A 10,998-nucleotide genomic window follows, 5' to 3' on the forward strand; every position below is an offset into this window, starting at 1 on the left:
AAACTGAGAACTGCTACCTCAGTGGTGCCTCCACCGATATCAATAATCATGTTACCGGTTGGTTCTGCTACAGGTAATCCAGCACCAATGGCTGCTGCTACTGGTTCATCAATTAACCTAACTTCTCTAGCACCAGCCTGTAATGCGGCTTCCATGACGGCTCGTCGTTCCACACCTGTGACACCGCTAGGGATACCAATCACAATCCGAGGTGAAACTAGGGCTTTGCCTTCGTTTACCCGCTGGATGAAGTGCTTCAGCATCAGTTCAGCGGTATCGAAGTCGGCAATCACACCATCCCGTAAAGGACGTAGGGCAACTACATTACCTGGGGTTCTTCCCAACATCTTTTTTGCCTCTTCGCCTACGGCTAGAGGAAGCTTTTCGTCTTGATCAATGGCAACCACAGAAGGCTCTTGAAGAACAATGCCCTTACCAGATACATAGACTAAGGTGTTAGCTGTACCCAGGTCTATACCCATGTCCCGTGACAGGGAAAAGTGATTCAAAATACTCACTAGTTTCTACGCCTCACAAAATGCTGTGTACAACCGAAATTGCACCGGAACTGTAACTGAGGTGGATTCTATTATGTTTTTTCCAGTTAGTCTAGTACGCTAGTACACTAGGTGATCATGATTCTCCGGATACTATTTGGAAGAAATTTCTGCAAATACACCTAGCTGCAAATACATAACGGTTTCACCGGCTCAAGTTAAGCTCAAGTTGACTAGAATACTCTGGATGATTGACTTGCTTCGGTCACTTAAAATAAGTCTTAAAATAAGTTAGTAATTGTTATACACCAGCTCAATCTGCTATTGTAGAGCCATAATCAGTACAAAAGTACCAATATAACTATGAGTCTCAATGTTGTCCATTTAGTCGGTCGTGCAGGTACAGACCCAGATGTTAAGTATTTTGAGTCTGGCGGTGTATTGTGTAAACTGGCCCTGGCAGTGAGACGACGGACACGCAATAGTGATCAGCCTGACTGGTTCAACTTAGAGATTTGGGGGAAGACGGCGGAAGTAGCTGCTAATTATGTGCGTAAAGGTAGCTTAATTGGTGTAAAAGGGTCTTTGAAAATTGACACTTGGAGCGATCGCACCACCGGAGCTGATCGCTCACAACCTGTGATCCGAGTAGAGCGCCTTGATTTACTTGGCTCTAAGCGTGATAGTGATCCGAGCGCTGTAAGTAGCTATGATAACACCGAATTTTGAATAGTTTTGATTTACACTCACACCTCTTTACTAGTCTAGCTATTAGCTTCCCAGGAAGCTAATAGCTCATGAGTATAGGTAACGCGAGTTCTTCCTTCGGTCGTCGCCCTAAGTATAAGCTAAAACACTTATGGCTAAAATACTTATGGTTAAAATACTTAGTTCTACTGCTTAACTAATGCTATGAACTAGATGTATTGCTTTTCAGCCAATTCCTGTGTAATGGTTATTACTTACCAGTTGCCGATCACTAGTTGCACATCCTTAAGACCACATTTTCTGATCCTACAGGTTCACCAAGAAGCCGTCTTACCTCAGTTTATGACCTGGCTAACCAGGTGGGCACTGTCGAATCTCGCTTGAAGTTTCTGGGTATTTTCCCAGTCTACTGCCGCAAATCCGATTAGTTCCCTTATATATATGAGCATAGATCAAAAAACACTATTGGCAGTCACCAACTTCCCAGTAAAACCTGCTGACTCTATTGTAGTAGTTGATCAAAATATGTGCAACATCTAGGTGTTTGAGCACGGAAATGCCTAGCAGGAGAAAATAGTGTAAGACTTGACTGATTTTATTGATATTGGAACTATTGCGTGACTACAATCATTTCCTTAAATACTAACCATTTCCAAACCTTAGACTTGTCTCCAGCTCAGACAGTGATTGAAACGTGGCTGCAAGACGGTGCGATCGCAAACTATGAGCAGCAGCTAGGCTTTAAGATTGATTTTGATTGCGATCCTGAGGATCCTCGGGAATTCTCAGAAATCCCAGAGGTGCGGTTATGGTTTGTGCGCTTGGATGCTACCTATCCCTGGTTACCTTTTCTACTAGATTGGAAATCTGGGGAATTCGTCCGCTATACTGCTATGCTAGTGCCTCACCAATTTAATCGTACAGAAGGCATCCAGTACAACTCTGAAGCCTTAGAAATCTTCGTGATGCAGAAAATCTTTGTACTAAGTCAGTGGTTAAAGGAGTGGGGTATACAGAGCCCATCCCGCCTCAAGTCGATGGCTCAGTTACTCGGCTATGAACTAGATGATACTTTGTTTAATCTGATCGAGACCTCAGGGGGTGATATCAAGTCTGGTTGAATACCCATCATAAAAAAGATGGATAGGGAGATGGGTAGATGGAGCCGGGGCTGATAAGTACAAGAAACGCTATAGTTGGACAAGAGATACTATCAAAGGGCAGTTTATGCCTGCGCAAAGTACCTGTGCAAAGTATAACTCCACATCGGGTTGATGATCTATCTTAATCAACCCCTATAGCGTCAGCTTCCCATCTTAAACAGAGTTTGGGGAAAAGAGAAAAGCGGCTGATGATTTCCTCAAGACATACTGGAATTATACTAGCTACCCCAAATTTGCTCTAATACAGTTTCCGGTTTGATATCGGCAATCCGACCAGTAGGTGATTGAATACCGTATACCCCCTCCTTGGCAGGTAGTAGTTTGTTTGCCTCTGTCGGACCAAACAAGGCAATGGTAGGAGTACCAACAGCTACAGCTAGATGCATCGGTGCACTATCGGTACACAGCATCAAATTAGCACCGGCAATCATGGCTGACAATTTACCAATATCTTCTGGAGCAGTAACCTTGAGGTCACGATGGTACTCCATCATCGCCTGGCACCATTCTGCATCCTCTGGCCCTTTTAGCAAGACAATGGGCAGATCTGGTTGTTTTTGGCGAATGTCTTCAACAATCTTCTGCCATTTCTCAACTGGGTAGATTTTATCAATTCCTTGGGACAGAGCGAGTTGACTAGAACCGCCATGAATAAGAATGTAGCCAATTTCTGGAATCTCTAGCTGTTGCTGTTGAGCTTCTGCCCATTCAATATCTGATTTGGGAACCCTAACAGCGAGTTCTTGACAAGGAACGTTAATACCGAAACCTAGTAGTAAGTCATGGTACATATGGGCAGCATACTGCTCAGTTTTTAGGGGCACAGGGTTGGTAAAAAACAAATCCCTTGAACCAGCTTGGTAACCAATTCGACGCACAATACCAGTCATCCAGAGCAACAGCCCAACTGACCACCGACGTCCTAGGGTCATGGCAGCATCGTACTCGCGATCGCGGATCACTCCCAACAAGTTACCAAAATCTGCGAGACCATTGCGGTCTTTAAAATCAAAGGTTAGAACTTCATCGACTGACTGACAAACCCGATAAGCCCCCTTGGCTCGCGGTTCCACAATAACGTCAATCTCAGCTTTGGGATAATACTGTTTTAGTTGTGAGAGGGTGGGAAAGAACAGGATTTGGTCGCCAATTCCACCAGGAACAAGGGCTAGTATTCTCATCTCAAATTGCTTGAGCTTACGGATCAGATTAATTTTAACTTGACGCTGGAAGGACTAATTCTGAATTCTATCGAGGGCATATTATCCTAAGCTCAGGCATGAAGCAGCAGCTAAGAGGTAGAAAATCGTGCATTTATTAATTCCAGCAGCCGGAATGGGACGACGGATGGGGAGCGATCGCAATAAGCTTCTTTTAACACTTCTAGGTAAACCAATACTGGCTTGGACACTGCTAGCAGCAGAGAAAGCCAGTAGTATTACCTGGATTGGGATCATGGGACAACCCTATGACTGGCCAGAGTTTAAAGCAATTCTAGCTGAACTTGCCCTATCTAAACCTGTGGAGTTGATTGAGGGGGGGGAAACACGGCAAGAATCTGTCTATAATGGCTTGCAGGCTTTACCAGCAGAAGCCGAAAGGGTGTTGATTCACGATGGTGCTAGATGCTTAGCTACCCCTGAGTTACTGGCACGGTGTGCCGAAGTCTTAATGGATTGTCCCGGTCTAATTGCCGCTGTGCCTGTTAAGGATACCATTAAAGTAGTGGATGAAGCCAATCTTGTTCAAGATACACCGGATCGGAAGGGATTGTGGGCAGCACAGACACCCCAGGGATTTGAGGTGAAGTTGTTGAAACAGTGCCATGACCAAGGACGTAAGGCTGGCTGGGAAGTTACGGATGATGCCGCTTTGTTTGAACGGTGCAGCTTGCCAGTCAAGATTGTGGAAGGGGAGGAGACGAATTTGAAGGTAACTACCCCAGTTGATTTAGCGATCGCAGAATTTATCTTGCGCCAGCGTTTTGATCTCAGTGAGACCAAATCTAGTTAATTAATTAATTGATTATAATTAATTATCGTTTCTGTTGTGCCAGGGAATAGAAAATTGCCAGGTACCAATAATGAAATCACTATGGAGATCCAACAACGCCACCCTTGGCCAGTCAATAGTGAAGAAGCTAAAGCAATTCAACAACAACTACAACCTGAGGTAATTTCTGAAGATCAGTTGGGGGAAGTGCAGTATGTTGCGGGTGTAGATGTAGGTTTTGAGGAGGATGGCGCTATATCACAGGCAGCAGTAGCAGTTTTAAGCTTTCCCGACTTGCAGCTGAGGGAAAATGCGATCGCATCCAGACCCACTACCTTTCCCTATGTACCAGGCTTCCTATCATTCCGAGAAGTCCCTGTATTACTGGATGCTTTGGAAAAAATTAGCATTATCCCTGACTTAATTTTGTGTGATGGTCAGGGCATTGCCCATCCTCGTCGCTTTGGTCTTGCCTGCCATCTGGGGGTACTGACAGATATTCCTACCATTGGTGTGGCTAAGTCCCGATTCATTGGTTATCATGAGGAGTTGCCCGAAAACAAAGGTAATTGGCAACCGCTGAGCCATGATGGAGAAATCATTGGAGCCGTTGTGCGTACTCGGACTGGAGTTAAGCCAGTCTATGTTTCCATTGGTCATCGCATCAGCTTACCCACAGCAATTGATTATGTATTGCGCTGCACATCTAAGTATCGATTACCAGAAACAACTCGCTGGGCTGATCAACTAGCATCAAATAGAATTAAGAATTAAGAATTAAGAATTAAGAATTAAGAATTAAGAATTGAAAATGAAGAATTGAAAATTAAGAATTTGACATTCTTCCTTCTACATTCTTCCTTCTACATTCTTCCTTCTACATTCTTCCTTCTACATTCTTCCTTCTACATTCTTCCTTCTACATTCTTCCTTCTACATTCTTAATTCTTCATTCTTCATTCTTCATTCTTCATTCTTTTGGTAATACCTCTTCTTCTAATCGATTAACCCGTTCCTTGAGTTCTATTACTAAGGTAGCAAGACGCTTAAACATTGGGTGTTCAGGGTCTACCCTGCTATAGGTATCAGTTGGTGATTGTATGTGGTGTTGACTGGGTCGATTACTGTCAGGAATTGACTGGCTGACCTGACGTAACTGAGACTCTAACTGATTGATTTTAAATCTCAAGTTAGTTATCTCAGATTCAAGAGAAGCAATCCGGGATTCTACAACAGTTATAGAAGCTGTGGCGGGTGGAACAAACTGTGAGATAAAAATTCCTAAGATTAATCCAAAACCGAGTATTACGATTGTTCGTTTCAAAGTACTTCCACCCCATTAGTTATCTTACTACCCATTATGACTATAGCAGTTTTCAATTAGGTGAGGTACAAATTTTTGGGTAATAGGTAATAGGTAATAGGTAATAGGTAATGGGGAATCCGGAATCGGGAATCCGGAATCGGGAATCGGGAATCCGGAATCGGGAATCGGGAATCGGGAACAGGGAAAAAATCCTGTGTACCTCATTAGGTTAGAACCCGCTATAGTTCATGTGGACTTTCATTGTAAGCATTGAACTATTAGCAGTTAGCTGAAGGGCTAAAGGCATACTATTAATGGCTGATAGCGGATAGCGGTAGGCTGAATAGTTACATTGATAGTTACATTGGGATAGCCAAGATCTAACAAAAAGAGCGAGTCACTTATGAAATCGCTCTTTTTGATAAGGGGATAAATAGTTAAGGACAAAGTAGAATTATAAATTTGTCTGAGGGATATTTTAACCCAAAGACATAGCTCCTTAGACATAGTTTGTCTCTCCTCCCTGATTGATTGATCAGGTTTTAGGCTGTTTCCAACCAGTCATAAATTTTATCTAATTGCTCCAGAGTTACCAAACCATACTGCCAAAGAATCATTGGCCAAAGTCCTGGATCTTGTTCCCGGTGTCGTTGTGCGATCGCAATTGAATCTCTTGAAATTGCTAACTCTTCTTGGAGAAAATGCAAGAATTTTGTATAGGTTTTTGGTGCCATTAGTTGTCTTTCACCTCCTTTAATAGGCTCTATTTTGGAATTAGTAATCTGAATGTGTAAACCATCAGTAGCCACTATCTCATCTGTCCACTAGGAAATTACAAGCGTCGGTTATAACTGACATAGAAACAGTCAGTAATTTTCAGGTTTTAAGGATAATTAATCCCATAGGAAAAGAGTTAACTTTCCCAATCATCACCCGACTAGGGTTTAGGATGACAGGACTAGCACTCTAGTACCCCTGTGTAAATTTTCAGGGTTACAAGGCTGATTACCTGTGTCCTAAATCACTGCTAACCTGAGATTTTCGTCAACCTAGAACAGCAATATTATGTGTCTTGATGCAGTCGCTCATGGGGGAAACCCCCGCAGGTCGGCGCTGCATCGCTTTCTTTCCAGTATCGAGATGAAATACCCTACTAGCATCACCCCTAGACCTTGCCAACACAGTGAGTTGGCAAGACCCTGGTAGCTCATATGGTTAAGTCAAGCAAAATTCGACAGTTTTAAATACACACTCCCTAAGGCGCTTGAGTGACAAGCGTCTGTCAAGTTAAAAACTTTGGCTGGCGTACGCTATAACTGACTACTCTCTCACACCATCAACTTAGCGATTCACCGCTAAGACTCAGTAGCGTCACCCCTACCCTTGTTTTCCCAACCTTGATTAATTATGTCAAGGGTAGCCATTAGTAATCAAGGGTATAGTCATTTGCGAGATTTTTACATCTGTCTTAGGAAAGATTACCCTAATTTAGCTTAATCCGCCAGAAGCCCCACGACAGAGGTAAGCATTTAACTATAACTCCGAAACGTAAGTAATCGCTTACTTCTGACTTCTGACTTCTTACTTCTAACTTGCGCGTAGCGCTATATTAGTTAGGTGCGGTAGTACTCCCATCCAGAAATTTGACATTTACCTGGTCACCTACTTTCAGACCCAGTTCAGCCGCACGTCCGCCACGAAGTTCAATCACTTGGTCAATAATTTTCATTCCTGGACCATAGGTAGGGCATTCATCGGTTTCGCAGGGGGGGACAGATTTTGCGATCGCTTTTACTTCCCCATTTCTTAGAAAGACCATATCCAGCTCGATTTTAACATTCTTCATCCAAAAGCTGACAGGTCGTGGTGGGTAGAAGCCAAATAACATGCCCCGATCCGGTGCTAGAGATAGGCGATACATCAACCCCATTGCCTTTTGCTCACGGGTCTGTGCCACTTCCAGCGAAATCCGCTCACCTGCGATTTCAGCTTCAGCAGAAATTGGTAACATTTGACCTAATTTGGTTGGTGATTGTGATACTGATGGCGCTGTTGCTGGCGGTTGACCAGATTTGACAGAGTTACTATTTATAGTGTCTTCTGGAACTGACCCTGCTGAACAGCCCATCAGTAAAATACTTAGTGCTATTGAACATAGAGTGATTTGAAACTTCATAGCCCTTTTCCCTATTATCAAGTATCAAGTATCAAGTATGAAGTGGGGAGTCGGGAGTCGGGAGTCGGGAGTCGGGAGTCGGGAGTCGGGAGTGGGAAGTGCGAACCATGGCATTGATTGGTTACTCAGCCACTAGTATAGTTTCACCCAACACCGTTCAAGCTCCAACTTCTAACCTCCAACCTCTAACCTCTAACCTCTAACCTCCAACCTCCAACCTCCAACCTTGGCCTTTGGCCACGCTACGCGAACAACCTCCAACCTTGGCCTTTGGCCACGCTACGCGAACAACCTCCAACCTTGGCCTTTGGCCACGCTACGCGAACAACCTTCAACCTTGGCCTTTGGCCACGCTACGCGAACAACCTTCAACCTTGGCCTTTGGCCACGCTACGCGAACAACCTTCAACCCCACAACCCTAAGCCTCCCGCAACACATAACCAACACCACGCACTGTCTGGATTAATCGCCTTTCACCTTCATCTTCTATCTTGAGACGTAAATAGCGAATATAGACTTCGATGACATTGGACTCTCCCATAAAGTCATAACCCCAAACATTTTCCAAAATTTGTTCGCGAGTTAATACTTCCCTGGGATGGCTGATCAAATACTTGAGCAGCTCAAACTCTTTCATGGTCAAATCAATAACCCGTCCATTGCGCATTGCTCTACGCTGGCTTAGGTCTAAAGTTAGTTCTCCAAACCTAAGCTGCTCGGAGCCTCCTGTTTTTGGCTCTAGATAAAGGCGCACCATTTTCACAAATGGTTCTGTGCGATAGGGTTTCAGGAAATAATCATCAGCTCCTGCTTCTATACAAGCCACTCGATCCTCTACTCGGTCATGAGCCATCAGCATGATTACAGGTACGCGAGAGCCTTCACGTCTGAGCTGATCGCATAATCTCAGCCCTGATTCTCCTGAAAGTGCTCTATCCACAACCACCATTGCTGGCTGGAGTTCACAGGCTTGATGGCAAGCAACGGTGGCATCAAGGGCAATGACGGTATGATAACCTGCTTCTTTCAAGTCCTGACTCAGCCGTTCCGCCAATATTTGATCGTTTTCTACAACTAAGACACAGGGATTCCTTTCCAGGGTCAGATTTGGCATAGATAATGCTTGTCAGCACAAGCTGCATATAACTATGGTGAATACCAACCCTGTTTTAGCATGTCCTCATTAAATCCTGCTGAGTGGGTAAGTTGTAAAAAAAATAGCCGTAGAAATACTATCCACGGCTATTTAAATGACTTATGTCACTTAGTTCCCAAACCGAAACTGATGTGATCCTATTTGATTGACCTTGGTCTTTCGGCCACCCTACGGGACCAGACCGGAGCCAAGGCTCTGGGGGGAAGCCCCCCCAGAAATTTAAGGTGTTATGGCAACAGCCAATACTTCATCATGGTTGTCTTCACTTCTCCTGGCGTTTCAGTAGGCTCCAGAGGGCTCCAGTCGGCAATCTCCCCATAGCCAAGGGAATAAAACCTTTGCATACTATAGATTACGGCTTGACGAGGACCTTTTAGAGTGTGCTCAACAGGTTGTTTCTTGAGGTTTTGGTTAATTTTTTTTGACATAAGTCGAAACTTGAAATCATTGTGGGTTTATATTGATTATTGTAATGATTATAGTTTAAGTTGTCAAGGGTTTTTAAAAATATTTTTGGGGAAGTTTTAGAGGTAATAAAAAAAAGCGATCGCTCTTAGCGGAAGCTGAGGCCTTTGGCCACGCTACGCGAACGCTTCATCGCGTAGGGTCTCTTTCAGAGAATACCGTAAGCTATCAGCTTAAGCGCTACGCGCACGCTACGCGAACAGCTATCAGCTATCAGCTAATGCGCTACGCGCACGCTACGCGAACAGCTAATACGTCGAAGCCTGTGCCACCAATTCCCGATTACCTATTACCCATTACCTATTACCTATTACCTATTACCCATTACCCATTACCCATTACCTATTACCTATTACCCATTACCCATTACCTTGTTTTAAGCTGACCGCTGACTGCTTACAGTTTGATTAATTTCAATTTCTTCAATCAAACGCTCAATATCTGTGATAGTTTTGCTAAAGTTTACTTGACCGATAACTTGCCATTTTAGTTGAAGCTTAGGGGTATTATTCAGATAATCGTAGCTACCTTCAAGGATAGTAATTTGGCTAATCGTGTGGGTTGTAGCTGTTTGTTGTGCTTGATAATTGTTAGCCGTTGATAAATTATAATTTTCGATTAGTTCTTTGTCGTTAGTTAAAATAACCCCTGTCGTCAGGGAAGCTAATTTTTCTAAGTTAGTTAGGTCAGCGTCGCAGATATCGATGAAAAATTCTTGTTGAAATTCCCTGCATGTAGTAATTATTGTGGGGTTTTGTTGCTCCGGATGTAACTGTTGTGGATGGGTTGATCTAAATGTTGAGGAAATTTCCCATTTACCGGGATAGATGCTGATGTGTGGTAGTGTTGTTGGTGATTCGGTAATGGGTTGAGCAACAATTTATATTTGAGGTGTAGAGATGTCTTGAATTAGTTGTTGCTTAAGCTGCTCGCTGATTTGGGATAGTAAGTGTTGAATCATTTTTTTTAGATAATGGGTAATAGGTAATAGGTTATGGGAGTTAGGCAGCCGTTTTTGAGGTCTGATTCTGTGTGATTTTACAAACAACAGTCTCTAGGGTAAGGAATTGTTTCCTAGATTCAAGTATACATCCATATACGGGCGGGTTCCCTGCTTGTGTCTGGTTTAACTACATTAACCATTATCATTACCATTACGATTAATGTTACTATAGGTATAGCTATAGTTAAGTAATGACCTAAATGTGAAAACCGATACCATCTTCTATCGCCTGTTTCAATCGTTTCCCAGTATCTTCTTTGAATTAATTAACCATTCCCCTACAGAAGCACAAGCTTATCAATTCGCCTCTGTGGAAGTCAAACAACTAGCATTTAGAATTGATGGAGTATTCCTGCCGACAACCACCACAGCCCAACAACCGATTTATTTTGTAGAAGTCCAATTTCAGAGGGACTCTGAATTTTACTCCCGCTTCTTTACCGAAATTTTCATGTACTTAAACAAAACTAAACTCAGCAATGATTGGCGTGGTGTGGTGATTTACCCGAGCCGCAATGTGGATAAAGGAGC

At 43.4% G+C, this 10,998-nt stretch carries 15 protein-coding genes and 1 other RNA gene; 7 read left to right on the forward strand and 9 right to left on the reverse strand.

The features are described from left to right. Positions 1–482: rod shape-determining protein (locus F6K51_RS21455; RefSeq protein WP_293024042.1), on the reverse strand; the 482-nt coding region annotated here is incomplete at its 3' end. Between the two features lie 378 nt (positions 483–860). Between F6K51_RS21455 and F6K51_RS21460 the strand changes: the two genes are divergently transcribed. Next, positions 861–1,226 carry a single-stranded DNA-binding protein gene (locus F6K51_RS21460; RefSeq protein WP_070393269.1) on the forward strand — a complete coding sequence of 122 codons (366 nt, stop codon included), beginning with the start codon at positions 861–863 and terminating at the stop codon, positions 1,224–1,226. 289 nt (positions 1,227–1,515) lie between these two features. Here the strand turns inward: F6K51_RS21460 and ssrS are convergent. Continuing rightward, positions 1,516–1,698: non-coding RNA, 6S RNA (gene ssrS, locus F6K51_RS21465), on the reverse strand. Positions 1,699–1,822: 124 nt separating this feature from the next. Here ssrS and F6K51_RS21470 point away from each other — a divergent pair. Next, positions 1,823–2,326, forward strand: coding sequence for a CRR6 family NdhI maturation factor (locus F6K51_RS21470; RefSeq protein WP_293023941.1), 504 nt, complete (start codon positions 1,823–1,825; stop codon positions 2,324–2,326). A 260-nt stretch (positions 2,327–2,586) separates the two neighbouring features. Here the strand turns inward: F6K51_RS21470 and F6K51_RS21475 are convergent, their stop codons facing one another. Continuing rightward, entirely contained in the window at positions 2,587–3,549 is a 963-nt protein-coding gene (locus F6K51_RS21475) for a glycosyltransferase family 9 protein (protein ID WP_293023943.1), read from the reverse strand. A gap of 127 nt (positions 3,550–3,676) precedes the next feature. Between F6K51_RS21475 and ispD the strand changes: the two genes are divergently transcribed. Then, positions 3,677–4,381: a 2-C-methyl-D-erythritol 4-phosphate cytidylyltransferase gene (gene ispD / locus F6K51_RS21480; RefSeq protein ID WP_293023945.1), complete on the forward strand. Its 705-nt coding sequence runs from the start codon at positions 3,677–3,679 to the stop codon at positions 4,379–4,381. Between the two features lie 81 nt (positions 4,382–4,462). Next, complete coding sequence (gene nfi, locus F6K51_RS21485; RefSeq protein ID WP_293023947.1) at positions 4,463–5,134, forward strand: deoxyribonuclease V; 672 nt, start codon at positions 4,463–4,465, stop codon at positions 5,132–5,134. Positions 5,135–5,330: 196 nt separating this feature from the next. Here nfi and F6K51_RS21490 read toward each other — a convergent pair whose 3' ends face one another. The 4 genes from F6K51_RS21490 to F6K51_RS21505 all read right to left on the reverse strand — a co-directional run bounded on the left by F6K51_RS21490 (position 5,331) and on the right by F6K51_RS21505 (position 7,842). Next, positions 5,331–5,684 (reverse strand): hypothetical protein, encoded by a 354-nt coding sequence (locus F6K51_RS21490; protein ID WP_293023949.1) that lies wholly within the window; start codon positions 5,682–5,684, stop codon positions 5,331–5,333. A 27-nt stretch (positions 5,685–5,711) separates the two neighbouring features. After that, complete coding sequence (locus tag F6K51_RS21495) at positions 5,712–5,891, reverse strand: hypothetical protein (protein ID WP_293023951.1); 180 nt, start codon at positions 5,889–5,891, stop codon at positions 5,712–5,714. A 317-nt stretch (positions 5,892–6,208) separates the two neighbouring features. After that, positions 6,209–6,400, reverse strand: coding sequence for a DUF2949 domain-containing protein (locus tag F6K51_RS21500; protein ID WP_293023953.1), 192 nt, complete (start codon positions 6,398–6,400; stop codon positions 6,209–6,211). Between the two features lie 875 nt (positions 6,401–7,275). Next, the gene (locus F6K51_RS21505) at positions 7,276–7,842 is read right to left on the reverse strand and encodes a DUF192 domain-containing protein (RefSeq protein ID WP_075900041.1); all 567 of its coding nucleotides are present in this window, start codon (positions 7,840–7,842) and stop codon (positions 7,276–7,278) included. Between the two features lie 233 nt (positions 7,843–8,075). On the opposite strand from F6K51_RS21505, the gene F6K51_RS21510 reads away from it, so the two are divergent. After that, the gene (locus F6K51_RS21510; RefSeq protein ID WP_293023957.1) at positions 8,076–8,309 is read left to right on the forward strand and encodes a hypothetical protein; all 234 of its coding nucleotides are present in this window, start codon (positions 8,076–8,078) and stop codon (positions 8,307–8,309) included. Here the strand turns inward: F6K51_RS21510 and nblR are convergent. Continuing rightward, positions 8,262–8,957, reverse strand: a complete 696-nt coding sequence (nblR, locus tag F6K51_RS21515; RefSeq protein ID WP_293023959.1) for a response regulator transcription factor NblR — start codon at positions 8,955–8,957, stop codon at positions 8,262–8,264. The genes F6K51_RS21510 and nblR overlap by 48 nt on opposite strands. 269 nt (positions 8,958–9,226) lie before the next feature. Beyond that, positions 9,227–9,427, reverse strand: a complete 201-nt coding sequence (locus F6K51_RS21520) for a hypothetical protein (RefSeq protein ID WP_293023962.1) — start codon at positions 9,425–9,427, stop codon at positions 9,227–9,229. A gap of 257 nt (positions 9,428–9,684) precedes the next feature. On the opposite strand from F6K51_RS21520, the gene F6K51_RS21525 reads away from it, so the two are divergent. Both F6K51_RS21525 and F6K51_RS21530 read left to right on the forward strand, forming a co-directional pair. Beyond that, positions 9,685–9,849, forward strand: coding sequence for a hypothetical protein (locus F6K51_RS21525; protein WP_293023964.1), 165 nt, complete (start codon positions 9,685–9,687; stop codon positions 9,847–9,849). An 820-nt stretch (positions 9,850–10,669) separates the two neighbouring features. Then, a partial coding sequence (locus F6K51_RS21530; protein WP_293023967.1) for an Rpn family recombination-promoting nuclease/putative transposase occupies positions 10,670–10,998 on the forward strand: 329 nt, incomplete at its 3' end.

This window comes from Moorena sp. SIO3I8 (assembly GCF_010692325.1).
Classification (GTDB): Bacteria; Cyanobacteriota; Cyanobacteriia; order Cyanobacteriales; family Coleofasciculaceae; genus Moorena.